Annotated in this window: 20 protein-coding genes and 4 tRNA genes; 10 read left to right on the top strand and 14 right to left on the bottom strand. The window is 65.3% G+C overall.

Annotation, left to right across the window (positions count from 1 at the left end; translation table 11 throughout):
• The first annotated feature begins 28 nt into the window (after positions 1-28).
• The gene (locus tag AB0M74_RS05010; protein WP_364901717.1) at positions 29-1,558 is read left to right on the top strand and encodes an NAD(P)/FAD-dependent oxidoreductase; all 1,530 of its coding nucleotides are present in this window, start codon (positions 29-31) and stop codon (positions 1,556-1,558) included.
• Here the strand turns inward: AB0M74_RS05010 and AB0M74_RS05005 are convergent.
• Positions 1,555-1,881, bottom strand: a complete 327-nt coding sequence (locus AB0M74_RS05005; RefSeq protein WP_364901715.1) for a hypothetical protein — start codon at positions 1,879-1,881, stop codon at positions 1,555-1,557. The genes AB0M74_RS05010 and AB0M74_RS05005 overlap by 4 nt on opposite strands.
• 853 nt (positions 1,882-2,734) lie before the next feature.
• On the opposite strand from AB0M74_RS05005, the gene AB0M74_RS05000 reads away from it, so the two are divergent.
• Positions 2,735-3,664 carry a LysR family transcriptional regulator gene (locus tag AB0M74_RS05000; RefSeq protein WP_364901960.1) on the top strand — a complete coding sequence of 310 codons (930 nt, stop codon included), beginning with the start codon at positions 2,735-2,737 and terminating at the stop codon, positions 3,662-3,664.
• A 400-nt stretch (positions 3,665-4,064) separates the two neighbouring features.
• On the opposite strand, the gene AB0M74_RS04995 is transcribed toward AB0M74_RS05000, so the two are convergent.
• Positions 4,065-5,231 carry a hypothetical protein gene (locus AB0M74_RS04995; RefSeq protein ID WP_364901714.1) on the bottom strand — a complete coding sequence of 389 codons (1,167 nt, stop codon included), beginning with the start codon at positions 5,229-5,231 and terminating at the stop codon, positions 4,065-4,067.
• A gap of 504 nt (positions 5,232-5,735) precedes the next feature.
• Between AB0M74_RS04995 and AB0M74_RS04990 the strand changes: the two genes are divergently transcribed.
• A complete protein-coding gene (locus AB0M74_RS04990) occupies positions 5,736-6,716 on the top strand; it encodes a hypothetical protein (protein ID WP_364901713.1) in 981 nt (326 codons plus the stop codon).
• 17 nt (positions 6,717-6,733) lie between these two features.
• On the opposite strand, the gene AB0M74_RS04985 is transcribed toward AB0M74_RS04990, so the two are convergent.
• The 7 genes from AB0M74_RS04985 to AB0M74_RS04955 all read right to left on the bottom strand — a co-directional run bounded on the left by AB0M74_RS04985 (position 6,734) and on the right by AB0M74_RS04955 (position 11,488).
• Positions 6,734-7,951, bottom strand: coding sequence for a sigma factor-like helix-turn-helix DNA-binding protein (locus tag AB0M74_RS04985; RefSeq protein ID WP_364901958.1), 1,218 nt, complete (start codon positions 7,949-7,951; stop codon positions 6,734-6,736).
• A 101-nt stretch (positions 7,952-8,052) separates the two neighbouring features.
• The gene (locus AB0M74_RS04980) at positions 8,053-8,487 is read right to left on the bottom strand and encodes a YdeI/OmpD-associated family protein (RefSeq protein ID WP_364901711.1); all 435 of its coding nucleotides are present in this window, start codon (positions 8,485-8,487) and stop codon (positions 8,053-8,055) included.
• A gap of 117 nt (positions 8,488-8,604) precedes the next feature.
• Positions 8,605-9,234, bottom strand: a complete 630-nt coding sequence (locus tag AB0M74_RS04975) for a glyoxalase (protein ID WP_364901710.1) — start codon at positions 9,232-9,234, stop codon at positions 8,605-8,607.
• Between the two features lie 339 nt (positions 9,235-9,573).
• Positions 9,574-10,827 (bottom strand): FAD-dependent monooxygenase, encoded by a 1,254-nt coding sequence (locus AB0M74_RS04970; protein ID WP_364901708.1) that lies wholly within the window; start codon positions 10,825-10,827, stop codon positions 9,574-9,576.
• Positions 10,828-11,219: 392 nt separating this feature from the next.
• Positions 11,220-11,294, bottom strand: a tRNA-Val gene (locus AB0M74_RS04965).
• 1 nt (position 11,295) lies between these two features.
• Positions 11,296-11,366: transfer RNA gene (locus AB0M74_RS04960), tRNA-Cys, on the bottom strand.
• A 49-nt stretch (positions 11,367-11,415) separates the two neighbouring features.
• Positions 11,416-11,488: transfer RNA gene (locus AB0M74_RS04955), tRNA-Gly, on the bottom strand.
• Positions 11,489-11,937: 449 nt separating this feature from the next.
• Here AB0M74_RS04955 and AB0M74_RS04950 point away from each other — a divergent pair.
• Positions 11,938-12,009 (top strand) — tRNA-Val (locus AB0M74_RS04950).
• A gap of 193 nt (positions 12,010-12,202) precedes the next feature.
• Here the strand turns inward: AB0M74_RS04950 and AB0M74_RS04945 are convergent.
• Positions 12,203-12,538: a hypothetical protein gene (locus AB0M74_RS04945; RefSeq protein ID WP_364901706.1), complete on the bottom strand. Its 336-nt coding sequence runs from the start codon at positions 12,536-12,538 to the stop codon at positions 12,203-12,205.
• A 58-nt stretch (positions 12,539-12,596) separates the two neighbouring features.
• Positions 12,597-12,851, bottom strand: coding sequence for a hypothetical protein (locus AB0M74_RS04940; RefSeq protein ID WP_364901704.1), 255 nt, complete (start codon positions 12,849-12,851; stop codon positions 12,597-12,599).
• A gap of 151 nt (positions 12,852-13,002) precedes the next feature.
• On the opposite strand from AB0M74_RS04940, the gene AB0M74_RS04935 reads away from it, so the two are divergent.
• Positions 13,003-13,674 carry a hypothetical protein gene (locus AB0M74_RS04935; RefSeq protein ID WP_364901702.1) on the top strand — a complete coding sequence of 224 codons (672 nt, stop codon included), beginning with the start codon at positions 13,003-13,005 and terminating at the stop codon, positions 13,672-13,674.
• 318 nt (positions 13,675-13,992) lie between these two features.
• Here the strand turns inward: AB0M74_RS04935 and AB0M74_RS04930 are convergent, their stop codons facing one another.
• The gene (locus AB0M74_RS04930) at positions 13,993-14,829 is read right to left on the bottom strand and encodes a class II glutamine amidotransferase (protein WP_364901700.1); all 837 of its coding nucleotides are present in this window, start codon (positions 14,827-14,829) and stop codon (positions 13,993-13,995) included.
• 467 nt (positions 14,830-15,296) lie between these two features.
• Between AB0M74_RS04930 and AB0M74_RS04925 the strand changes: the two genes are divergently transcribed.
• On the top strand, positions 15,297-15,587 hold the full coding sequence (locus AB0M74_RS04925; protein ID WP_364901698.1) for a hypothetical protein: 291 nt from the start codon (positions 15,297-15,299) through the stop codon (positions 15,585-15,587).
• Between the two features lie 878 nt (positions 15,588-16,465).
• Here the strand turns inward: AB0M74_RS04925 and AB0M74_RS04920 are convergent.
• Both AB0M74_RS04920 and AB0M74_RS04915 read right to left on the bottom strand, forming a co-directional pair.
• On the bottom strand, positions 16,466-17,551 hold the full coding sequence (locus AB0M74_RS04920) for a histidinol-phosphate transaminase (RefSeq protein WP_364901696.1): 1,086 nt from the start codon (positions 17,549-17,551) through the stop codon (positions 16,466-16,468).
• Between the two features lie 65 nt (positions 17,552-17,616).
• The gene (locus tag AB0M74_RS04915; RefSeq protein ID WP_364901956.1) at positions 17,617-18,306 is read right to left on the bottom strand and encodes an NAD(P)H-binding protein; all 690 of its coding nucleotides are present in this window, start codon (positions 18,304-18,306) and stop codon (positions 17,617-17,619) included.
• 340 nt (positions 18,307-18,646) lie between these two features.
• On the opposite strand from AB0M74_RS04915, the gene AB0M74_RS04910 reads away from it, so the two are divergent.
• The 4 genes from AB0M74_RS04910 to AB0M74_RS04895 all read left to right on the top strand — a co-directional run bounded on the left by AB0M74_RS04910 (position 18,647) and on the right by AB0M74_RS04895 (position 24,539).
• Positions 18,647-20,878: a SulP family inorganic anion transporter gene (locus tag AB0M74_RS04910; protein WP_364901694.1), complete on the top strand. Its 2,232-nt coding sequence runs from the start codon at positions 18,647-18,649 to the stop codon at positions 20,876-20,878.
• A gap of 272 nt (positions 20,879-21,150) precedes the next feature.
• Positions 21,151-23,397 (top strand): bifunctional SulP family inorganic anion transporter/carbonic anhydrase, encoded by a 2,247-nt coding sequence (locus AB0M74_RS04905; RefSeq protein WP_364901692.1) that lies wholly within the window; start codon positions 21,151-21,153, stop codon positions 23,395-23,397.
• A 99-nt stretch (positions 23,398-23,496) separates the two neighbouring features.
• On the top strand, positions 23,497-23,928 hold the full coding sequence (locus AB0M74_RS04900; RefSeq protein ID WP_364901690.1) for a TIGR02611 family protein: 432 nt from the start codon (positions 23,497-23,499) through the stop codon (positions 23,926-23,928).
• Complete coding sequence (locus AB0M74_RS04895; protein WP_364901688.1) at positions 23,925-24,539, top strand: (2Fe-2S)-binding protein; 615 nt, start codon at positions 23,925-23,927, stop codon at positions 24,537-24,539. The genes AB0M74_RS04900 and AB0M74_RS04895 overlap by 4 nt, the downstream gene beginning before the upstream one ends.
• Positions 24,540-24,702: the final 163 nt, after the last annotated feature.

Here is a 24,702-nt window from a genome sequence, read left to right as displayed (position 1 = left end):
CGGGCGCAGGCGACGTAATCTCCGTCCCATGACGAGCGGGAACCGCATCGCGATCGTAGGTGCGGGCATCGCAGGCCTCGCCTGCGCGAAGGTGTTGCGACAGGAGGGATTTCCGGTCGAGGTATTCGACCGGACTTCCGACGTCGGGGGTGTGTGGAGCGCGACGCGCCGGTATCCGGGGCTACGCGCGCAGAACAGCAAGCACACCTATCACTTCTCGGACTATCCGATGCCCGCGGACTACCCTCGCGTGCCCGACGGGCAACAGATGCAGGCGTACCTGGACGGATACGTCCGCCACAACGGCCTGGGCGAGCACCTGCGGCTCAACACCGAGGTGGTCGCCGCCGATCCCGTCGACAGCGGTTGGCTGCTGGAGATTCGCGACAGGGACGGTATCCACCGCACCTCTTGCGACCACCTGGTGATCGCCAATGGAGTGTTCAGCGATCCTGTGCTGCCAGACTTCCCCGGCGCCGACCGCTTCCGCCGGGCGGGCGGGCAGCTGGGTGTCGCGTCGAAATTCCATGACGTCGAAGCCGTGCGCGGTAAGTCGGTCGTTGTGGTCGGCTACGGCAAGTCCGCCTGCGATATCGCCGAGGCGGTCAGCCACGTCGCCGCCTCGACCAGTGTGGTCGCGCGACGATTGCTGTGGAAGATGCCGCGCAAGCTGGCCGGCGTCCTGGATTACGAGCGGCTGATGCTGACCCGTCTGGGGGAGGCGCATTTCCGCTATCAGGAGCTCGGTCGGTTCGAACGTGTTCTGCACGGCCGTGGCCGCTCGTTCCGTGAGACCAATCTCGATGTGATCCAGGAACTCGCCACCAAGCGGATGAACCTGCGTGAGCTGGGTCTGGTGCCCGAGGGCCGCTTCGAGGAGATTGCGGAAAGCACCGTGGGTCTGACCACCGAAAACTTCTACGAACAGGTGGCGGCGGGCCGTATCGCGGTTCATCGTGACGCCACCATCGCGGAGATGCTCGGTGACAATGGACCCGGCGTGCAGCTGTCCACCGGCGAGACGATCCAGGCCGACGTCGTCATCTGCGCCACCGGATTCCATCAGCGTGTCCCGTTCCTCACCCCATACATCCAGCGTCAGCTCACCGACGACGACGGCAATTTCCGCCTGTACCGCCATATCCTGCCGGTCGGCGTTGCGAACCTGACCTTCGTCGGCTACAACTCCTCGGTGATCAGTGCGCTCAACGCCGAGGTCGCCGCGCACTGGACCGCCGCACTGCTCGGCGGCAGGCTCGCCCTGCCCACCGCCGAGACCATGGGCGCGCAGGTCGATGAGCGCCTGCAGTGGATGGCCGAGCGGACCAACGGCCACCACGCCCACGGCACCGCGATCACCCCGTTCTCGATCCACAACATCGATGAGATGCTCGCTGACCTGCACTATCGGTTGCCGATGCGAACCCGCGCCGCGCAATGGTTCCGGACGATCAAACCGTCGTCCTACCGCGGTCTGGGCGAGCGTCGACCCTCGGCGAACGAAACCACGCCAGGGGTGCAGGTGCCGGCCGGAACCCAGGCAGTGCCAGGCAGCTAGGTGATGGCCGGAATGTAGGCCATGCCGTGCGCACCCGGAGGGGCGATCGTGATGTCCAGCGGCGGACCGTCGCAGCGATCCGCCTCCAGAGTGGCTGTGACCGTGACGTTGTCGATGTCGATGTCGATGACGTCCCGGATTACAGATTGCTCACCAATCCCAATGCGCCGCCGGGAGTCGAGACAATGCTGATGGGTCCGACGCCCACCTCGATCCGGCCGAGTGGCGCGAGAGAGATCGCGTCGTATATTGAGCAGCCCGGCGCCGAACGGCGAGCCGACGCCCCCGAACCGCCACTGGCCGATCAGGAGGCGACTGTTCACGGTGACATGGTCCGGGCCGGTGCCGCGAGCATGGAAATCGGTCGACCACGGCGTCGGTGCTGATCCCGATGACCTGCACCGCATATGACACTTCCAGATCGGGCCGGATGCTCATGACTGGTGTCGTCACGAACAACAGCATGCCGTCGGGTGACAGGGCCAGGCCGGTGCTGCCCGGCACCGGTATCCGCCGTGGCGCCCTGTGGCCGGCGAGATCGAGCACCGAAACGGATGGTGCCCGTATGTTGCTGGCGTACAGTTTCTTGCCGCCCTGAGTGAGTCCGCCCCACTGCGGGCTCGCGGCATCCGCCGAGATGCGGCGCACGATATTTCGGGATATCAGATCGAGGGCCACGACGCCGCCCGGTCCCGCGGATCCTTCCTCGGCACTGGCATGGAGTAGCCCGGCGTCGGAGTCGAGCAACAGTTCGTGCCGTGCATGTTCCGAAGACAGGTCGATGACATCGACGATGTCATGGGTGTCGAGGTCGACCACGGTGATCTCGTGGCCCTCGGCCGCAGGTGGACTGCCAACGGTCCGAGTGCTGGGTGTTGCCGGCGTATAGCAGTCGTGAGCTGGGGTCTGTGCACAGTTCGTGTCCTTCGGGGAGGACGGCTACTCGTGCGGTCCGGGTCCGGGTCGTGAGGTCGAAGAAGCTCAATGTGCGGCCGCTCTGGCTCAGCACAGCCAGCTGTGGATGGGGGACATGAGTGGATGGTTCCTTCCGACAGTGGATTTCGAGATCGGCGGTACGGCGCCGTCTGGCCGCGACGCCAGGACTCGCCATGGATTATCACCAGTGCAATGTTGGTAACTTATCTTTCCGTTGGTGATAATCCAGGTGTGGAGGCCTTGGACATGAACCTGTTGGTTGCTCTGGATGCGCTATTGGACACCCAGAGCGTCACGCGGGCTGCCGAGCGGTTGCACACCTCGGCCCCCGCCATGAGCCGAACGCTGGCTCGGTTGCGGCGCGTACTCGGCGATCCACTGCTGGTGCGCGCAGGCCGCAACCTGGTGCCGACGCCGCGCGCGCTGGAGTTGCGCTACGAAGTGAGCGTGTTGGTCGAGCAGGGCCGTGCGCTGCTCACCCCGCGCGGCGCCCTCGACTCCGCAGGGCTCAAGCGCAGCTTCGCCGTGCAGGCAACTGACACGGTGCTGGCCGAACTCGCCGCCCCACTGCTGACCGCCGTCCGGACCCGAGCCCCTGGCGTCACAGTGCACTTTCTGCCCGACACTCTCGAGGGGACCGCAGCGTTACGTGACGGTCGAGTCGACATCGAGGTCGGCGTCATAGACCACACCGATCCGGAAACGACGGTGCAACGGGTGCTCGGCGACCGGGTGATCGGCGTCGCCGCGCCCGACCACCCGCTCGTCACCGACCATGTCACGGTGGCGGCCTTCGCCTCGGCCGCCCACCTCTCCATTTCCCGACTCGGTCGCGCCCGCGGCCCCATCGACGACCGACTGGCCCTGCACGGCCGCACTCGCCGCGTCGTGGCCACCGTCCCCAACCTCACCACCGCACTGCTCGCCGTCCGAGCGGGCCACCTGATCTGTCCGGCCCCGGCCGCACTCAGCGCGACCACGCTGGCCGCGCTCGGGCTGTGTGCCTTCCAGATTCCGCTGCCCCTGCCGGAGGTGACCGTCGGTATGGCCTGGCACCCTCGGAACACCGCCGACAGTGGCCATCGCTGGTTTCGCGAGCTGATCCGCGCCGTCCTCACCAGTGCTGTCGATGGCGCCGACCCGCAACCTCGCCACGGCGGCCGACAATAGGCCGACGGGGCCGTGTCCTGTCGACATCAGAGGCGGCAATGGGGTTGGTGAGCACCTGTAGTCGGGACACTCCCATCGACATCGACATCGACATCGACATCGACATCGACATCGGCTCGTCCCGTCGATCGTGCCGCTGCCTTGTTCTGATTCTGCCGAGCCGTTCGGACACCGGGCCGAGGTGTCTGCGCACGCGGGTGTGGTGAGGTCTGCCCAGTGCTGCACCCGAAGTCACAGGCCGGGCCGTGGCCACCCGGTCCGGCGGTCTCGAACGATGGCCGTCGGCATCGTCGTCCGAAGGTTCGGTGCGGGATTCAGTTTCTGCGATCGGTACCGGAGTCGGCGGTGACGTGCTCAGGGCGGCGAAGAGCCCCGGCGTCCAGCACCGCAGTGCCGCTGTCTACCCCTCGGTTCGCACCGCGAAATGCGGGTCGATACCGGGCAATTCGCTCGGAGAAGGCGCCTCGGGGCGGGCACCGAAGGGGCCGTTGCGCTTGAGCTCGTCGAGCATCGCCTGCAGCTTGTCCACATGAGAATTGTCTTCGGTGGGTGTGGCGGCGCGATGTGCTCCCGGCGCCATGGGAACGACTTCTTCGCGGTCGCTGCGGGGCGCGGTCATGCCGGAATCGGCTCGGGGCGTTTCCAAACGGCCGTTGCTCGAACGGCCGTTGCTCGAACCGGGTGTGCTGTAGTCGGTCCGGCCGTTGCTCGATCCTGCGGTGTTGTAGTCGACCCGGCCGTTGCCCGCGGCGGGTGTGCTGAAGTCGGCCCAGTCGTTTCGGGATGCCTGGGCAGGGGGAGTGAGGCGTTCGTTGCTCCGGGTTTTGGCAGGTTCGGGTCGCTCGGCCTGCGTAGTGGGCGCCGCCTCCTGCCAATCGCTACGGGTCGGTGCCAGGGGCTCCAGGCGCTCGTTGCCGAAGGTCGGGGCCGTCTGCTCGGGCCGGGAGTTACGGGGCTCGCTGTGTGTTGCGGGACCGAAAGGTTCGTTGTGGAACGGCGCTGCGGTCGACTCGGCGCGTGGTGTGCGCGGGGTGATCGTCGCTGGCTCGGGGTGTTCGTGCTGCATTGTGGGAGACGGGGATTCGAGCCGTTCGCTCGGGAAGGCGGCTGCCGCGGGCTCGATCCGACTCTCCGGGTTCACGGCCGCGGCCGGGGCTCGGCGTGGCGTCGCCGGAGTAACGTCGAACGGCGCTGTCGCTGTCCGTTCGGACTGATTGGCCAGTGGCGGTATCGCGGTGGCTTCGCGGCGTTGCGCCCGCGAGGGCAGCTTCGGCGCATCCGGACGACTCGCGTCGAGCCTGCTGGGAGTGGCCGCCGTGGTGTCCTTACTTGTGGCGTCGCCGGATTCGACGCGTTCCAATCGCCCGTCCAGCTTTGCCATATCGTCCCCAGCACGAAAGGCCCACGCCTCCAGCTTCGCAAGGCGCTCGACCACGTCGTTGTCTTCGCGATCCTCCTCCACGCGGCCGGCCACAGCGTCCAGCTTGTCGCTCACCTCGCGCAGGGTCGTCGCTAGGCTCGACAAGAGCGTGCCGATCGACTCGCCACCCGGCTCGCCGTGGTCCATTCGTCTACCTTCTTCCCCGTATGTGCCCGAACTCCGCCCGTGGCCGGCCGATTCTATCCGTCGATCGGTAGATACGCGGCTCGAGGCAACCAACACCCAGTGGGCCGCGGCACTTTTCGTTCGCTTGGGAAACTACTCGCTGTGGTGCGCAATTGCTGCAGCGATGATCGATCGATAGTAGATCGGCATCGAAGCGAGCCACTGTGTCGAGGGGGCTGTACCGGTGGCTGGACGACGGCAATATGCGTGTGTCGTGGTCCGGCCGTCATGAAATGGCGGCAAGTGTCGATCCGGTGGAAATCTGTGGTGATGCTCTCGCATGTCGCTGCGAAATCTCCTGTGACGCACTGCACATTGGCTGGTGAGCGGTGGTTCTCCGGTGGTGGCGCACCCGAGCGCGGGGTAAAGGGGACTGGCGGTCGATGGAAGTCTGACGCACTCTTGATCTATGGCCGGCGATCGAGGTCGTCGGAACTGCGGTGGTTTGGGCAGGGGAGTGGTCGCGTGAGGACGAAGCAGCGAGTGGACACCGCTTGCGGGCGTCGGGCGATGCTCGCCGAATTGGGCATATCGGATAGTCGCGCGTCCGAAGAGGTGGTGTCCGAGGAGCGTGTGCGCGGACCGGTCCGGGACGAGTCCGGATATGCCTGTCGGTGCCCGGAATGTGTCGATGCGCAATGGAATATTCGACGGCTGAAGTATTGGCTGGCGGCCAGGATGCTCGCCTACGGTGCCGACGAGGCCGAGGTCGATCGCCGCGTCGGCGATGTGCCGGTGGACGTCTACTGGCGGGTCGGCGACCGCCAGTTCGCCATCGAGGTGCGCAGCGGGCCGCTGGATCGGGTATCGGCACAGCAACATACCGAGCGGCTGCGTGCGTCCGGGTGTGCCGGTGTGCTGTGGCTGTGCGCGCCGGGCTATTGGGTGCCCTACTTGCCCGCGATCGGGATTGCCGATCTCGCACCGCCCGCCTGCGACTACGTCATCGACCTCGGAATGCTCGACGCCGCACACAGTGCCGTGGTTGTTCCGCAGCGCGAACCGTATGAACTGCGCGACTTTCTGCGGGGCTGGGTCACCGGTGACATCGTGTGGGGCCACCGCGACGTGACGACAGGAGGATGGGCAACCGTGACCGACTGGGAACATCACACCCGAACGCAGGCCAGCGTCATCGCCCGCCAACGCCAAGAACTGGTCAATCAACGCACCACGTTGGCCCTGTCCCGGAAAACTGTGCGGGACAAGCAGAAACAGATCATGAAGCTCACCGCTCGGTTGGAGCGCGCCGAGGAATCCACCCAGGAGCACGCCGACTCACTTGCCGCAGCGCAGCGCAGGCTCGCCGACCACAACAGAGTCGACACCAGCCTGCGCGCCACCATTACCAATCTCCAGCAATCCATCAGCCACTGGCAGCTGATCACCTGCTGCGCCATGATGCTGATCGTCACCTTCCTGGCCGGTGCGATGGTGGTGCGCTGAGCTCGCCGACTGCCGCGTCAGCGGCCCGCACTCAATCGGAACGGCGCACGATCCCAGCGCCATTCGTTGCGCAGGACCAGTGTGGTGAGGTCGAGCAATTCGAGTCCGGTCTCCGTCCGCAGGTGCTGTATCGCAGGCCAGTGGACCGACCCGCTGTCGATCAGCTCGCGCAGCCGGCTCTCGGACTGCGAATCGACCTGTCGCCCACGCAGTTCTGGCACACCGAGTCGGCTACCTGTCCAGACGAGCCATCCCCATCCGTTGGCGTGCGCGGCGGCCCGCCCCGCGGCCGACTTTGCCCGATTGATGTGAAAGCCGACATGTCCCAGCGGTTGGACATCGATCAACACGACCCGTTTGTCTGCCAGCTCGGCGACGATGCTCGGGTAGAAGATCCGATCCGTGCCGTCCACCTGATATTCGACGGCGTTCGGCTGCTCCTGGAACGTGGCGATCAGATCGCTCGCGTTGAGGGTCCGCAAGAGCCGAGCCTCCAGCCCGGAATCGAACGGCACGTCGCGCCCTACCTTGCCCAGATAGAATCTGCCCCTGCCGTCGTCATCGCCGTCGACGACCCGCACCGACTCGCGGGGCAGCGCGGCAGCAGCCATCGGCCCGGGCCAATCAACGTGCCCCAGCCACGAATTCACCTCGTCGGTCGCTGACGGTTCGGCATTATGCAACTTCGCCAGCCGCCGATTCGTCTTCTTCTGCCACGCCAAGATCCGCTGCATCACGAACCCCGCGATCCGCCGCGCGTCCTCCCCGGCATGCCCCGCAAGCCGCAGTTTCAGATACGACAACTCATTGGCCGCGATATCGCTGTCCGTCGCATACGTCTCCACCAGCAACGCCCGCACCAACTGCGAATCCCGGGTTCCCACCGGATATCGCGCCCCGAACACCCGCGCCGCTCGGTGCCCACTCAGCTGCGCCTCCCGAATGATCTGTCCCACCGCCCGCGTATGCAACTGCCGAATCCGGTCCCGCGACAGGTCATATCGCGCCCCGATCCGCGCCAACGTCTCCGGCGCCTCCCCGCTGACTCCTAACCGGAGCCCGACGATCTCCGCATCCCGCCGCCGGCGATCCCCATGCATCTCGACCAGTTCACCCAACAACTCGTTGATCTCCTCGAGCCCGAACGACACATCCCCCTCGATGTCGTCGACCAGCTCGAACTCCGCATCATCGTGGCCGCTATCGTCCGCACTCGGCACAACGCCTCGATCCATCGTCACCGCGGCAACCCCCTACCTCGACTCCACAACGCAACGCGGCAAAGCCTAACGCCGCCCACCGACATCCCGGGGCGCGCAGTCTCGCGTCTCGGGTATCAGCCCCGCAGGGTGGTGATGGCCTTCTCGATGCGCCGTCGGCGCGTGTCGGGCTTCTTCGCGCTCTCGATGGCGTGCACGTGCTCGCGCTTGCGGCTATGAGCAAGGTTGTCATAGGCGGCGCGGGCGACAGGGTCCTCGTCCAGGGCTCGGGCGAAGTCTGGGGGCTCGACGACGACGCGCGGCTGGGTGTCGACCTCGACCTCGACCTCGACCTCGTCGCCGATCGCGACACCCGCGGCCTGCCGATTGGCGTTGCTGAGGCCGAGCAGGTAACGGCCGCGCATGAGGGCGACCCGGCTCTTCCAGGAATGCCCATTGATCGAGATCGTCACTGGCGGCCGCGCACCCTCGCCGAGCGCTGCTATCACCTCGGGCGGAACTTCCAGCCCCCGCATGGGCTCGGGTGGCTCGACGTGGGCCGAAAACTTCATGATCTTTCTCCTCTTGTTTGCCCGCCCTCGCGGCGGAATTCGAACGCGCCCACTGCCCCTGACCAGTACACCCGGAGCCTGACCCTCGCCGCCGCCGGGAGGACCTGATCACCCGGCTCAGGCCGTCGCCTCCCACACGAACCCATCCGGGTCGATGAACGAACCGATGCCGCTGTCCATGACGATGCGGTGCGATCCGCTGCCCTCCGGGGACATCCCGGCGTCCTTGGCCGCGGCCTTACGTGGGTACATCGCCAGGGTGACCGGCGAGCCCGGGTTCGCGAACTCGGCGTACTTGCCGCCGAAGCTCTTCGCCACCGTCAATCCGCGATCGGCATAGAACTGCTTGCTGGCCTTTACATCCGCCACACCCAGCAGCAACACCAGGTCGTCGATCTCGCGGGTGAACGGGCCCACATCCTTCTTCTTCGAGGTGTCGACCTTCCAGATCGTCCCGTCCGGTGCCTGCACCACCGCGCCGTAACCCCACAGGCTCTTCTTCGCGGGCTTCAGGACGGTGAACCCGGCATCGACCGCGCTGGCGACGAGGCTGTCGACGGTGGAGGGCTGCGATACCACCAGCGAGAGCAGGAATCCGCGGAAACCGGTCGTGGGTGCCTGCGAGGCCCGGAACCCGAGCCGGTCACCCAGCCCGAACGCGGCGTCGTAGATCGCGGCGGCGGCCTGGGGATCGGCCACCTCGAGCTGAACGTTGATGTCGGTGCTGATGTTCGTGTTGATTTCCATGCTCATGACGTTAGGCACGGTTTGCGCCGGTCACATCCGTGCCGACCACGGAACACACCACTGAGACTCAGTCGGTGGCTCGCCGTTGGACCACGGTGGCGTAGTTGAGGAGGAGCCTGAATGCTCGACCCATCGGTCGGCCGCGGATGCGCTGATGCCGAGTAGATCGGCGAGGACGGCGGCTGGCAGCTGGGTGGCGAGGTCGAGGCGGGTGGCGTGGCGGCCTGATCGGGAGAGATGCCAATCTGATCGAGGTGGCGGCCAGATGGCCCGGACTCATGTACCGGGCACGACGATTTCTCGGCGAGCAGCAGCATGCTCAGCTCGATGGTGAGCTCGTCACTCCACGCCTGGCTCGTTCCCGAGGCCGACCCTGCGTCCTGATGCGGCGGGCCGCGGCGGGTAATCGTCGACTGTCATGGAGCTGTAGAGGCGTGCGCTCTTGGTGGTGAGGCGCAGCAGAGCGCGGCTGGGTCCCGCGGGTAGGGCGGAGAGCAGGCGGGCACCCTGTACCAGGCCCGATACGCCCAGGCGGGATGCGGGGATGAGGGTCTTCGCCGCGCTCAGTGCGGCCGCGTGGCTGCCGCGTACGTGCTCTGCCATCGCGCGCTCGTAGGCGGGGAAGGCGCGCTCGTTGTCGCCGCCTGCCCGCGCCAGTTCTCCAGCGAGGACGTACGCGCCGACGACGGCCAGGCTGGTGCTGCCGCCGACGGCCGGGCCGGGGCAGTAGCCCGCGTCGCCGACGAGGGTCACCCTGCCCCGCGACCAGGTATCCATGCGGAGCTGGGCGATCGAGTCGAAGTAGAACGTCGGAGTGCGGTCGAGCTCGTCGAGCCAATGGTCCACGTCGGCGTGAAAGTCGCCGAACGCATCGCGCAGCAGTTCCTTCTGCCGGGTCACGTCGCGGTAGCCGTAGTCGAGCTCGCGCTCGCTCCGGAACAGGAACAACGCCCGCGCGTCGCCGAGGTGCCGCGCGCCGTACATGCCGACAGTGCGGCCGACGCCAACGTGGATGAGAAGCTCGCCGTCGAGGCCGGAGGTGTTGGGCAGGGTCAGCACCCCGAGGTAGGCCCCGATGAAGGTGCTGAAGCGGGACTCGTCGCCGAAGACGAGGTGGCGCACGTTGGAGTGCAGCCCATCCGCGCCGACGACGAGGTCGAAGCGACGCGGTGCGGCATTCTCGAACCGCACCTCGCCGTCGGGCGAGATCGCGGTGATCGAGTCGCCGAAGATGTACTCGACGTCGTCGCGCGCGGCGTCGTAGTAGATCTCGCTCAGGTCGTCGCGCATGATCTCCACGTGCCGCTCGGAGGCGGCGCTGAAGATCTTGGAGAGATCCACCTGGACGGGACGCCGTGCGCCCTCCCGCTGGAGGGTCATCCGAGTCGTGCCGGTGGCCCGCTCTTCGATGCGCGGGAGCGCGCCCATCTTCTCCGAGATGTCCACCGCGGGTCGGAACAGGTCGACCGCGTGGCCGCCGGTCTTGCGCAGAGTCGGTGCGCGCTCGACGACGGTGACGGAGAAGTCGTGCCTGGTGAGCCAGTACGCCAGCACCGGACCGGCGACGCTGGCGCCGGAGATGAGAATCCGCATGAACATGCCTCCGTAAGGTCGAGGTTGTGGTTGCGCCCGACTTCCGCCGCACATGGGTTCAGAGATGTTCGGCGAAGTCGCGGATGTCGGTCGATCGGTGCGATCGCCACTCTGCCCGGCGACAGTGCGATGTGGCTTGAAGAAATGTCAGCGTCCGCGGATGGGAGGAATCACTCACACAATCGGTGTGGCCTGCGCGATCGCGCGACCATCGCGGACACCCATACTGCGCGGGCGTCGATGTGGCCGGATTCCGGATGCGCGGTGGCTGCCCGGCGCGGCTGCGCGGCATTCAACAGCTCAACAGCGCCAGTAGGACTCTGGGATTGGGCACGCGATGGGCACAAAACAAATCAGCCCCGGTGAAAACCGGGGCTGACCTGGTATTACGGTGGTGCGCGATACTGGGATTGAACCAGTGACCTCTTCCGTGTCAGGGAAGCGCTCTCCCGCTGAGCTAATCGCGCGAGGTGGAGACGGGAATCGAACCCGTGTGCACGGCTTTGCAGGCCGTTGCCTCACCACTCGGCCACTCCACCGCGCAAAGGAGGACGGCATAAAGAAATTTTAAGCCTGGCCTACCTCTCGAGCGGATGACGGGATTCGAACCCGCGACCCTCACCTTGGCAAGGTGATGCGCTACCAGCTGCGCTACATCCGCATTTTTGCATCTCGGGGGCCGTCTTGCTGTCCTCCGTGGTGCGAGATGAAACATTAGACGACGTTCGCGGAAAGGTACAAATCCGCTGGTAGGAGGGGTCGAATTCGAATCACACCGGTGTTGTTCGGGTGGTGGTCCTGGAGTTGGGCTGCACATTGCGCCCGATTCGGACACGGGTGTCGCCCGGAGGGGTCCAGCACATGCGATCGGGTGCCATGGGTTCGACGAGCAACTCCGGCAATGCAACTCGGCCGCGTCCGCGACTCGGCCACCCCTGTCGGGACAACCCATCTCGACACATTCGCCCCTGACCGCCGGAGCATCCAATACACCGCTACGGCATGGCATTCCGCGACATCCGGGTGGCGATTTGGTGGACGCCGGGTGGTGCGTGCTAATGTTCCTCCTCGTTCGGATGACACTGCAGAGTCAACCGGACGGCAAAGTTCGGTCCCATAGCTCAGCGGGAGAGCGTCCGCCTCACACGCGGAAGGTCGCTGGTTCGAAACCAGCTGGGACCACCGCTGGAAAGCCCCTTGAACAGGTCAGGAACCTGATCAAGGGGCTTTTTTTGTGCCTGCCGCAGACCGCGCCAAAACGCCTTGATCAGTGTGGATCAGTGTATGACTGCCGCCTGAGATCGATGACCGCTACTGAGGCCGTCGGCAGACCGGCACCCACTACCCGACGTTGACGACCGATACGGAGGGAACGTTAGGCACGTCCGGCGCCTTCAGGCCACACGATATCGACCGGCATGTTCTGGACGCGTGCCAGCTCGACGACGGTTCCTGTGCCGCCTTTCTCCCCGACTCCGCCATCCCGCACTGCCACCAGGCGGTCACAGGAAGTGAGCATGGCCTCGTTCGCCGCTTCGTACGCTTCCCTGCCTGTGTCCTCGAAGTCCATTACGCGGACGGACGTTGCGCGGGCAAGCAGATCGTCGAACAACTCGACGTGGTCTGGCTTGACCTTCCGCTCCCGGTAGTTCCGCGATGGCAACACGACCTCCAGCTGCCCGCCGGCATCGAGAACGGCCTCAGCGAACACCGAGTCCGCGCCGCGGGCAATGCAACCCACACCGACTAAATCCGCTGAGCTGTCATGCTCAGCGGTAGGTCAGCGGCCCGCGCCGGGTGGTCTGCCAGGTATTCCAGGTCGCGTAGTCGACGGACCACGATCCAGCCGACCTCACCCGGTAGCGGAGCCCCGGCATCTGCAACAAATCGAGCACCTGCTCGACCTCCTCGAGCGTGGGTGGTGAGGTGATCTCGGCACAAACGGCGTGGTGGGTGGCGCCCGGCGAGAGTGCGGCGCCGTATCGGCTGTTGCGCGCTTGTTGGGTCGTAGCTGGAATGCACATGTTGTGAAGGTCGAGTAGTCGGCTACCCGAGACACCCGTAGTCGCCTGCGCCAGGCTCGGATGGTCCCACCTGTAACACCGGGCCGACCGGGGTTCAGAGTGGAGTGGGATGGGTTGGTTCTGGTGGGCAGGATCGTGCTCGGAGGTCGACATGAAAGCTGGCGAGATCGCAGTCGCGCTGCTGGTCCCTGTAGTCACCGCACTACTAGGCGCATTCGGCATTGTCTTGAGAGATCTATACGAGCGCCGATCCGAGCGGGGGCAGTACACGCGCGCTTACGATGACGCGGCACGGAAGGTCGCTTTTGCTACCGAGTGGTGGAAGGCGCAGCGGGAACTCGGTATGGGCCCTGATGAGATGCAATCGGCACGTGAAACCGCCCAATCGTGGCTCGGGGAAGCGACGGCTCTGATCGATCGGTCTGTGAAGCCGTCCCGCAGGCCAGAGGATCGATACTCCCTGATGCGCCGCGTGCTGCTGGCCTACCAGTTCAAGAGTATGTCGGCACGCGTCCTTCGAATTGTTTACTATTTCATGCTTTTCCTGATGGTTTATAACTTGGCGATCGACGTCTCGATGTCGACACTGGATGGCTTCACGGGTGAATATTGGTCTGTGACACTCATGGGGCTTCTCCTCCTCGGGCTCCCGGCATTGGGGGCTCGGGCGTGGGCGGTGTCCATCGAACAGCACGCGGCAAGGCGGCCGACGAGAGTCCCCGCGCCAATGCCGAGCGTCGCCAATCATCAGGTGAGTGCTGCCCAAAGGTTCTCGGCAGGGCCCAGCCCAACTCCGGGAACGGGCTGGGCCCCACGAGCCTGAATCGCTGAGAACTGGTCGTACCCCTTCACTGCCACTGGGAAATCGGCGAAGGAATGCCCGTCTTCCGCGGATAGTGCGGGATTCGGCCAGTTGTCCGGAAATCGGCATGAGCGGACGTTCGAAGCTCGGATCGGGGGCTAGGCACTAGTTCCGGATGGCTGTGATCGGTCGCTCGGGGCTGCTCGATCCAAGCCCTTTGGCTGGGTACTGTCGCCAAATCTGTAGCCTATGGCCGGATGCCGCGGAGTTGCACAGCCAACCTACGGCGCACCAGCTCCGCACCCGACGAGCGCGCTCCACAATCGGCGCTGTTCGAACTCAGGTCGGTGAGATCGGCTGGAAGGGCCGGATCTCGTCAGCGCCGGCTCGGACCAGCCTTGCCGATGATTCCGGCACTTCGTTCCACGCGCCTGCCAGGTCGCGAAGCAGCGGCTCGGAGACGACGAAGCGGGTCTGCTCGCCCAGGTGGCGCAGAACGCGTACTTCGGGATGCAGAGCACGCAGCTGCGAGATCTCGCTGGAGTAGAACAGCGACCTCGTCCGCCGCTCGCTGGAGTAGCGGAAGATCCAGAAGGATTCGCCGTCGCTGGTCGCGACAGTCATCTGTACGGGATTGTCGATCCCGTAGGTGTGGCCGACCTCTTCGACGAAGCCGACCGCACGGGCAACACCGATGAACGGATCTTCTTCGAGACCGAACGTCAGTGCGAGGAAGAACAAGGCTTCCGAGTCCGTCGAACCTTCGATGTCGGGGAACAGGGGAGGGGCGACAGCCATCAGCAGGTCGCGCTTGATCTCTTGAAAGCCGTGGAGGAGACCGTTGTGCATCCACAACCAATGCCCGTGCCGGAACGGGTGGCAGTTGCTGCGCTGCACCGGTGTGCCGGTCGAGGCCCGCACATGTGCGAACAGCAGCGGCGCTCGCACCTGACTGGTGATCTCGCGGAGATTCCGATCGTTCCAGGCTGGTTCGGTGCTCTTATATACCGCCGGTTCGCGGCCCTCGCCGTACCAGCCGACACCGAAACCATCGCCATTCGTAGTCGTGTCCCCGAGATGGGAGTGCAGACTCTGGACGATCAGCGAATGCGCCGGACGGAACAGCAGATCCTCGGCAAGGATCGGCTCACCGGAGTAGGCCATCCACCTACACATGAGTCTATTGAAGCAGAACCATCACTGCGGCGACAGCACACCGGGAGCGCGCTGTCCGCAAGGCCGAACGGCCATCGACGTGCCCGTAGGTTTGCTGCGCTGTCAGGCGCGGTGTACGGCAGCAGGCACTCTTGTTGCTGATCATCGCGGCGGGCCCCGATCTGCCCGCGATGTCGCGAATCACCCTGTGAGCGTTGGGCTTTGGCTTGACGACGCGGACGGCTCGAGCTCGATCCAGGCGAATCGTCGTTCGGCGGCGACGGCAATCGTTTCACCGAGTGCGGCCGCATATCGCAGGATATCGAACGGGTCACGGCGGGCCGCAACGAGCTCTGGCGTGGCCGATTCGTCGAAGCTGCGAGTTCGATAGACCGTTCACGGTGATGTGGGATCCGGACGCGCTACGCACGATGCATGACGAGACGTGAGGATCGAACGGTGATCGGATACTGGGAAGAGGTGATCTCGTGACGACGGAACGTCCGACCGACGAGCAACTACGGCAATGGCTGTACGACGCCGAATACGACTGGGATGCCGAGGACGACGACCGACCGTTGCCATCGAATACCTTCCCGGTCTACTACGACGATGCCTACCAGCCCACCTTGGCGGCGCTGTTACGGGAGCTGCTGGAGCATCGCAGCAGAGCGCGCAGGCATCACCTCGTCGAGGAAGCCATGAACAACCCAGACCCCGCTGCGGCCGGTCGTGCTGCTGTCGAACTGCACGAGCTCATCCGAGAGGGTGACGAATGACCGACGGCGGGCGTCCCGAGCGCAGCGACCGAATCGAACGGACAAGATCGACACCGTGAGCGACCGAAAGGGCTGGCCATGTATGAGCTGCTCGGCTGGGGGCGCCCGCGAGTAGGTACGAGGTGCTGTCCGACGGCGCTCCTTGTGACCGCCATGGTCGGCGACGCAGCGCACTCGACGCCATGGCATACGCCAAGGGTCTGCTGGTGCTGCGTACAGACCAGATCGCCCGTGACTGCGATAACCGCGGTGAAGTCCCGGGCCGCGAATTCCTGCGACCGCGCCCCGGGAGCACGACACGATTTCGTCTGATTCACGATCCGTGGCCGTAGTAGTCGACCGGAATGTTGATTCTGGTTCGTCCTACACCTGGGTCCATGCGTCTTGCCAATGAGTGCCGACGCCTGGCTCGTAATGTGGTGGAGATTGGCAAGCCCGACTGCCCTCCGGGAACGGCTTTACTTCGAAGTTTGTGCCCTGGTTACTAACCCTGTCCCCAGGCCTGTATGCGGTTCCGCGATGATACTGAGGGTAAGACTCTTGGCTTGCCATGATCCTCCTCCTTCGCGTATCAGGTATGCGCCACAGCGGCACCGAACAATCCTGACAGATTGTCGGCCCCTCTTGTGTGGGTACCGCCGTCGGTCTTTCACCGCGTCGATGCGCCGGCGCGTTTCCAGCGCTGAACGCCATCCTCGGTGTTGTCCGGCTCGCCGAGTCGGACACAAGAGACGTCAGCGAATTGTGCTGGGTGCGAGGACGGCGTGCGCCGCGATCTGCGCGTGGTCGAGCGGATCGTCGGGGTTGTCCGGCTGTCCCGCCCGGCCGTCCCGCCCGGCTGCCGAGGGCCTGCCGCTTCGGGCTGCTGAACCAAGCGGCTACGGGCCCATGGGTGTCAGACGCTGGGTGATCTCGATGAATCTGTCGTTCTCGGCGACATCACCGATGCTCATACGCAGGTAGTGAGGTATGCCGATATCGCGGATCAGGACACCTTGGTCGAGATAGTACTGCCAGGCCACGGCCGCGTCCGGGAAGCGGCCGAACAGGAGAAAGTTGGCCGCACTTTCCATCACATCGAATCGGTGGTGGCGCAGCAGGCGGGTAATGCGGTCTCGCTCCTTCGTCAATTCCGCAACGTGTCCGAGTATCTCGTCGGAGTGGCGCAAGACCGCCCGCGCTGCGGCTTGGGTCAGTGCCGAGAGGTGATAGGGCAGGCTCACCACTTTCAGTGCGTCGATGGCCGCCGGGGCGGCGACGAGGTATCCGAGGCGTCCGCCTGCGAAGCCGAACGCTTTGCTCAGGGTTCGGGTCACCATCAGGCGTGTGGGGAACCTGTCGATCAGGCCGATCGCGCTGGGTACTGAGGAGAACTCGCCGTATGCCTCGTCCACGATCACGATGCCCGGCGCGGCCTCGAGAATCCGCTGCAAGTCGGCGATCGCCATGCTTTGCCCGGTGGGGTTGTGTGGATTTGTCAAGAACACGATGTCAGGCGTCTGTTCGAGAATTGCCGCGAGTGCCTTGTCTGTGTCGAGGGAGAAATCGGCATCGCGAGAAATTTCCAGCCATTCGACTTCCGTGGTGGCTGCGATGCTCGCGTACATGGAGTAACTCGGCACGAAACTCAATGCGCTGCGCTCGGAGCCGCCGAATACCTGCATCACCTGTTGTAATATCTCGAGCGATCCGTTGGCCGCCCATATGTTGGCGAAATCAACAGCGACTCCGGTCTGTCGAGAAATATACTCGGCCAGGTCCGTTCGCAATTCGATCGCGTCCCTGTCGGGATAGCGATGTAGCGACGCAACCGCCTCATGTAGCGAAGCCGAAATGTCCTCGGAAACCCGCGATGTCGGCGGGAAAGGGCTTTCATTGGTATTCATGCGTACGGAAACGGAAGGCTGCGGCGCATGATACGATGTTCTATTCAACAATTCTCTTCGCAATGGCAGATCTGCCATTCGGGTCCGAGACCCCGTGGGCGCGACACCGGCGAATTCATCGCTCCGCTTCATTGCAGACCTCACTAGCTAACATCGGCCGGATCGGATTCCGGCAGCACAAGCCGTCGAATCGTATAGGCAAGCCGGTCGAGCGCATATGTCGTTACTTCTCGACACTGGGAAATATGGCTAATAGGTGCCCAATTTTCGGCTAACGATAGAGATTTGATGTTATGACCACCCGATGCGTCGTGTGCATCGGGCGTCTTCCGCATCGGACGGTGTTCCGGTTTTATCCGGCAATCTCGACCCGCTGTCGGCGACTGTGGGTCCTGCCGGGTTCCGTACCGCCCAGTCCGCGAAGTCGCCCGCGCCACGGTGGCCGCCTGCCCGAGATGGCCGCCGATCGATGGCCGGTAGGTGGACGTCGACTCGCGGTCCGTCGGTATCGGCACGCGCACGAGCGTCCAATCGAGCCCTCGGTCGGCCATGCTGCTTCCATTCGGGTCGGGTCGGCGTGGAATCCGCCGTTTGATGCGCGTTGTCGCAAGCCGGGTGACCTGGCGCTGGTAGAACGGCATGTGGTCGGTGGACGGGCCCGCCGAGGAGCTGGCGATCAGCCGTCTCGTTCCAGCCGTCCGGGCAGTCGCGGCGATGATGCCCAGGCCGTTGGGGGGCGCGGAGGTCGCGTCGCGCCCGCCGAGCGCCACGACGACCGCATCCTGCCGCGCCAGTCGACATCGTCGGTTCCGGATGTCGGCGTTCGCCCTCAACTCGCGTGGCAAACCCGGACAAGCCGCTATCGAAGCGGGCTGAACCGGGTTGATCGGCTCCGGCGCGTTCGACCTGGCCTGCGGGCCGTCTCCATGTCGCGTCCGCGGTGAGCCCGGATTAATGCACTGTGACTAATGTCACAGTTTGATAGCAGTTGGCAACGTTTGTCCCCAAAAGCTTTCCATACGCTTTGCGAAGTCTTTACTATTTGCCTGATCTTCGCGTCATCGGGTCGCTGGTCCACGAAGCAACAGCTTCGCCCGCCGCTCGCTTTCGATGCCAGTACATGTTCGACCGATGAACCGGATCGGCTCCCCGCCGATTCGGCGAAGGAGAATTATGTCCACCGACACCGATCCCGCACCACGGACGTCGCCGTTCTGCGCAGGTCTGCCCGATCGTCTCGCCGTCATCGGCCGCCACGATTTGCCTGCTTCGGTCGTGGTTTTCCTTGTCGCACTACCGCTTTCGCTGGGTATCGCGGTGGCTTCCGGCGCACCCGTCGCCGCGGGCCTCATCGCTGCCGTCGTCGGCGGTGTTGTTGCCGGGCTGCTCGGCGGCTCGGCGGTGCAGGTGAGCGGGCCGACCGCGAGTCTCACCGTTGTCGTCGCCGAGAGCGTGCACCAATTCGGCTGGGCGGCTACCTGTTTCATCACCGTGGGCGCGGGGATGCTGCAGATCGTGTTCGGGGTGAGCCGGGTCGCGCGCGGTGCGCTGGCGATCGCGCCGGTAGTGGTGCACGCGATGCTGGCGGGCATCGGCGTGATCATCGCGTTGCAGCAGGTACATGTACTACTCGGCGGCAACTCGCTGAGTTCGTCGTTTGCCAGCCTTGCGGCCCTGCCGCAACAGTTGATGTCGGTACATCGTGGAGACCTGGCCATCGGTGTGGTCGTGATCGCGATTCTCATCGCGTGGAAGTTCGTGCCGCGACCGATGGGTGTGGTGCCGGGCCCGCTGGTCGCGGTTGTCGTCGCAACGGTCCTGTCGCTGGTGCTGCCGACGCATGTCGAGCGCGTCGTGTTGAACGGGTCGCTGCTCGATTCGATCGGCTTGCCGGCGATTCCGTCCGGCAGCTGGTCGGCCATCGCGATGACAATGGTGACGATCGCGCTGATCGCCAGCGTGGAGAGCCTATTGTCGGCCGTCGCGGTGGACAAGTCGCGTCCGGACAAGCCGACGAACTTCGATCGTGAACTCATCGGACAGGGTTCGGCGAACATGGTGTCCGGTCTGCTCGGGGGGTTGCCCATTGCCGCGGTGATCGTCCGCAGCATCACCAATGCCCATGCGGGGGCGCAGACCAGGGCCGCGACTGTGCTGCACGGTGTCTGGATCCTGCTCTTCGCGGTAGCGCTGGCGGGGCTTGTCCAGCAGATCCCCAAGGCGGCACTTGCCGGGCTGCTCATCCTGATCGGCGTGCAACTGGTGAAACTGGCGCACATCCGGCTGGCCCGTCGCACCGGCGAGCTGTATGTCTATGTGGCGACTGTGCTCGGCGTGGTGTTCCTGAATCTGTTGCAGGGCATGGTGATCGGCCTGCTGCTGTCGTTCGCGCTGTTGTTGTGGCGGGTGGTCCGGGTGACGATCATCGCCGAACCCGTGGCCGGGAGCCGGCGCTGGGTGGTGACCATCGACGGCACCTGCACCTTCCTCGCGCTCCCGAAACTCACCGCCGAACTGGCCAAGGTGCCCGCAGGCGCCGAGGTCACCATCGAGATGACCGTCGACTTCCTCGATCACGCCTCCTGTCAGCTGATCGCCGACTGGGCGGCCAAGCGTGAATCCGAATGCGGGATAGTCGAATTCGTCGAGATCGGGAGCGCGCGGATGGCAAGGGCACAAGCAGGCCCGCCGGAACGCGGCCGCTCCAGGCAGGTCATCGACGAGGCGATCGGGCCGTGGCGGCGCACCGGCAACCGGGAGGATCCCATCGCCGCGGGCATCGCGGCCTACCATCGTGGCCACGCCCATCTCATGCGCCCGCACCTGGATGGACTGCGTAACCGTCCCGAAGCCGATTCCTTCTTTCTGACCTGCGCCGATGCTCGTATCGTGCCGAATGTCATCACCAACAGTGGTCCCGGTGACCTGTTCACTGTCCGGAATGTCGGTAATCTGGTCCCGGCAGGCGGCAGTGATGTCTCGGTGGAGGCGGCACTGATCTACGCGCTGGAGAAGCTGGACGTACGTGCCGTGGTGGTGTGTGGGCATTCCGGCTGCGGTGCGATGGAGGCGCTGCACCGCGAGGTGCAGACCGGGCCAGGGCTGGGCGATTGGCTCGCACATGCGCGGCCGAGCCTGGACCGGTTCCGTCTCGGGCATCCGGTGGCCGACGCCGCGGCCTTCGCCGGTTTCGGTGAGGTGGATCAGCTCGGCATGGTGAATGTCGCGCTGCAATTGGAGCGGCTGTACGCGCACCCTGCGGTGCGTTCTGGGATCGAGGAACGCGGTGTCGCGGTGTCGGGGTTGTTCTTCGATATAGCCACGGCGCGCGTCATCGAGGTCACTGTCGGCGGGATCGCCGAGTTCGACGATGCGGGCAGCCGGGTCGCCGCGGAGCCTGTGTAGCGGTGGCGGTATCGGCCGACCATTTCGGGCCGGCAGGGCGAGTGTGCTGAACGTCACGGCGTGGTCAGCGTATCGAGTTGGGCACCGTAGGGCCGCATTCTCAGGCTTTGCTAAGTCTTTACCAATACCCTTGTTGGGATTTACATCTCGATCCGTTGTCGGGTCGGGAACTGCTTCACCGCGAGATGCCGGTTCGCGGTCTTGTGCCCTGCTGGACATGTTGATCGTCAACCGACCTCGGCATCTGCCGAGTTCGGCGAAGGAGAGTTCAAATGGCTGTCGAGAACGATGTAGCCACGTCACTGTCACCGCCCGGTGAATCGGGGGATGATTCTGGATCGCGATCCGGCCGCTTGGCGTCTGTCCTACGCCACGATGTGCCCGCGTCGATCGTTGTATTTCTGGTCGCCCTGCCGCTGTCGCTCGGCATTGCCCTCGCCTCCGGCGCTCCGGTGGCGGCCGGGCTCATCGCCGCCGTTGTCGGCGGCATCGTCGCAGGCACAGTCGGCGGGTCCGTGCTCCAGGTGAGTGGCCCCGCCGCCGGTCTCACCGTGGTCGTCGCCGAGTCCATCAGTGAATTCGGTTGGCGTGTCACCTGTTTCATTGTGGTCGCGGCAGGTCTGTTGCAGATCCTGTTCGGACTCAGTCGTATCGCGCGTGCGGCGCTCGCCGTGGCGCCCGTCGTGGTGCACGCGATGCTTGCCGGCATCGGTATCACGATCGCGCTGCAGCAGGTCCATGTGCTGCTCGGCGGTTCCTCCCACAGCTCGGCGTGGAAGAACATCGTGGAGCTGCCCGGTCAGCTGATGAACCTGCACGGCGGCGGTGCCTTCATCGGCGCGGTGGTCATCGCGATCATGCTCGGATGGCGTTATGTTCCCGCTCGGATGCGTGCCGTTCCCGGGCCGCTGGTGGCGGTGTTCGTAGGTACCGTCCTTTCCTTGGTGTTGCCCACGGGTGCCGAGCGAATTGTGTTGAGCGGCTCACTGTTCGATGCGATCGAGCTGCCGAGCCTGCCGCGCGGTGATTGGTCCGCGGTGGCGATCATGGTGCTGACCGTCGCACTCATCGCCAGCGTCGAGAGCCTGCTTTCGGCCGTGGCCGTCGACAAGATGCACACCGGTCAGCGAACCAATTTCGACCGTGAACTCATCGGCCAGGGCTCTGCGAACATGGTCTCCGGTCTGCTCGGCGGCCTGCCGGTCACCGGCGTGATCGTCCGCAGTGCCACCAATGCACAGGCGGGCGCGCGCAGCCGGGCCTCCGCGGTGCTGCACGGCTTCTGGATTCTGCTGTTCTCGGTCGCGCTGGCCGGACTCGTGCAGCAGATTCCGAAGGCTGCGCTGGCGGGTCTGCTGATCGTGATCGGCGTCCAACTCGTGAAGTTGGCTCACATCAAGCTCGCCCGTCGCACTGGTGATCTGCTGGTCTACGCGGTCACCGTGGTCGCGGTCGTGTTCCTGAACCTGCTGGAAGGCGTGATCATCGGTCTGGCGCTGGCCTTCGGCCTGCTGCTGTGGCGCGTGGTGCGAGTGGCCGTCGGCGCTATGCAGGTCCCGGGTTCGCAGCGGTGGCTGGTCACCATCGACGGTTCCTGCACCTTCCTGGCTTTGCCGAAGCTGTCCACGGAGTTGGCGAAGGTGCCCGGCGGTGCCGACGTCACCGTCGAGATGACCGTTGACTTCCTCGATCACGCTGCTTTCGAAGCCATCGAGGAATGGGTGCGCCAGCAGGAAAGCAGCGGCGGCACTGTCGAATTCGTGGAGATCGGTAGCGCGCGCATGGCCACGGTCACGGCGGGGCCGCCCGCGCGCGGGTTCGGTCGGGCGGTCATGGACGAGATCCTCGGTCCATGGCGTAGCGACGACAAGAACATCGATTCGGTCACCTCGGGCGTCGCCGCATACCACCGTGGCCACGCACATGTGGTGCGCCCGCACCTGGACGACCTGCACGATTCACAGGATCCGCACTCGTTCTTCCTCACCTGCTCGGACTCGCGGATCGTGCCCAACATCATCACCAGCAGCGGTCCCGGCGACATGTTCACCGTCCGCAATGTGGGCAACCTGGTGCCGGTATCCGGAGACGCGTCGGTAGAGGCGGCGTTGATCTTCGCGCTGCAAGAGCTCGATGTGCGCTCTGTCGTGGTCTGCGGCCACTCCTCGTGCGGTGCGATGAAAGCGTTGTATTCCGGAATCGATACCGGCCCCGGGATCGGACCCTGGCTGGCGCACGCGGACCCGAGCCTCGAACGCTTTCACCTCGGGCATCCGGTCGCGGCGGCCGCCGAGGCGGCCGGGTTCGGTGCCGTCGACCAGCTCAGCATGGTGAATGTGGCGGTGCAGTTGGAGACTCTGCACCGGCATCCGGCGGTACAGGCGGCCATCGCCCAGCGCGGTGTGACGGTCTCGGGGCTGTTCTTCGACATCGCCAGCGCGCGCGTCATCGGGATCACCATCGACGGACTCGTCGAGATCGATGACGTCGGGCAGCGCAGCACACCCGCGCTGGTCTGAGTTATCGAACATCTCGAACCCGCCCTGGGCCTGGCCAGGGCGGGTGACCGGTGCTGGAGCCGAATCGGCCATCGCCGGATCGCCCGTAGGCTGGCAGGGGTGACCACCGAGCTCGCACCGCATTCGACGGCCGAACCAACCCGATGGCGCGCCTTCCGCGACGGACTGGCCAGGCGACCTACTCTGAATCTGGCCTACCGGATCGCGGTCGCGGTGATCGGCGTCGCGGTGCTGGTGCTCGGGATCTTGGCAATTCCTTATCCCGGTCCCGGCTGGGCGATCGTTTTCGCCGGCCTCGGCATCCTGGCCACCGAATTCGCGTGGGCGCGCCGGGCGCTGGGTTGGCTGCGCGGCAAGTACCGGCAGGGTATGGCCTGGTACTCCAGCCGCGGCATGGCAGTGCGGGTGTTCGCGGCGGCGGCTACCTTTGCGCTGGTCGTCGCGACACTATGGATATTGGGAACATTCGGGTTGGTCGGCGGCTGGATCGGAGTCGAATGGCAGTGGTTGCACAGTCCCCTCACTCGGTGAACACCGTTCCCGGGCGGACACTCACCCAACCGGACTGGCTTACCGCGCGAATCGCGGAGATGGGCCGGTCCTGGGGCACCACCTCGCTGCGCATCGCGGGCACCCTGTGGTGGTGCATGGTGTCCTCCGCGCTGGTCGAGCAGGTCGCGCGCGCATACGCGCGCGAGGAAACACCGCCTGCGCCGGTACTGGACCGGATCGCGTGCGAGGTCCGACCCGATGGTGGGGTCGAGCACATCACGGTCGCCGTTCCCGGCGACGGCACTGTCGAATGTGGCACGGCGCTGCGGGACACCCTGGCCGCCGTGATCGCTCCGGTCGCCGAGGCGTCGGGCGCGGGCGTGCCGTCGCTTTGGGCGATCGCGGCCGACGCGATCGGCAACCGGGCACTGGACGCCGGTGTGCCCGCCGCAGGCACGCGTCTGGCCGCCGAGATCGGTGACAAGCTGCCGACACCCCGCTTCGTCCAGATCGGCGGGCGGACCTTCGTGCGTCGCATCTCCTGCTGCCTGGTCTTCGAGGTGCCCGGCTGCGAAATGTGCACCAGCTGCCCCAAACGCCCCGCTGTCGAGCGCAAAGCCCTCCTGGAGAAGCTGGCCGCGGAGAGCTGACACGTGTCCCCTTCGCGAAGATGACACGGGGGTTCCTTGGTCTTCGCCCGGCCCCGTCCAGACGCCGATGGGTACGCGACCGCAGGCTCGTGGTCGGTGTGCTGATGTTCGACAAGAGCTACGGGGAGACGGGGAGCCGACGATTCGGCCAACTACGCGATCG

Origin of the sequence: Nocardia sp. NPDC051463 (assembly GCF_040681975.1) — a bacterium.
Taxonomy (GTDB): domain Bacteria; phylum Actinomycetota; class Actinomycetes; order Mycobacteriales; family Mycobacteriaceae; genus Nocardia.
The sequence above is the reverse complement of the archived record's forward strand: the minus strand, read 5'-3'. Positions and strand labels throughout refer to the sequence as shown.

Excerpts from the sequence above, each read along its gene's own strand:
- AB0M74_RS04985 (WP_364901958.1), bottom strand. The coding sequence starts at position 7,951 with ATGGATCGAGGCGTTGTGCCGAGTGCGGACGATAGCGGCCACGATGAT.
- AB0M74_RS04980 (WP_364901711.1), bottom strand. The coding sequence starts at position 8,487 with ATGAAGTTTTCGGCCCACGTCGAGCCACCCGAGCCCATGCGGGGGCTG.
- AB0M74_RS04910 (WP_364901694.1), top strand. The coding sequence starts at position 18,647 with ATGTCCACCGACACCGATCCCGCACCACGGACGTCGCCGTTCTGCGCA.
- AB0M74_RS04935 (WP_364901702.1), top strand. The coding sequence starts at position 13,003 with ATGAAAGCTGGCGAGATCGCAGTCGCGCTGCTGGTCCCTGTAGTCACC.
- AB0M74_RS04940 (WP_364901704.1), bottom strand. The coding sequence starts at position 12,851 with ATGTGCATTCCAGCTACGACCCAACAAGCGCGCAACAGCCGATACGGC.
- AB0M74_RS04995 (WP_364901714.1), bottom strand. The coding sequence starts at position 5,231 with ATGGACCACGGCGAGCCGGGTGGCGAGTCGATCGGCACGCTCTTGTCG.
- AB0M74_RS04970 (WP_364901708.1), bottom strand. The coding sequence starts at position 10,827 with ATGCGGATTCTCATCTCCGGCGCCAGCGTCGCCGGTCCGGTGCTGGCG.
- AB0M74_RS04905 (WP_364901692.1), top strand. The coding sequence starts at position 21,151 with ATGGCTGTCGAGAACGATGTAGCCACGTCACTGTCACCGCCCGGTGAA.
- AB0M74_RS05010 (WP_364901717.1), top strand. The coding sequence starts at position 29 with ATGACGAGCGGGAACCGCATCGCGATCGTAGGTGCGGGCATCGCAGGC.
- AB0M74_RS04975 (WP_364901710.1), bottom strand. The coding sequence starts at position 9,234 with ATGGAAATCAACACGAACATCAGCACCGACATCAACGTTCAGCTCGAG.
- AB0M74_RS04930 (WP_364901700.1), bottom strand. The coding sequence starts at position 14,829 with ATGTGTAGGTGGATGGCCTACTCCGGTGAGCCGATCCTTGCCGAGGAT.
- AB0M74_RS04920 (WP_364901696.1), bottom strand. The coding sequence starts at position 17,551 with ATGGCAGATCTGCCATTGCGAAGAGAATTGTTGAATAGAACATCGTAT.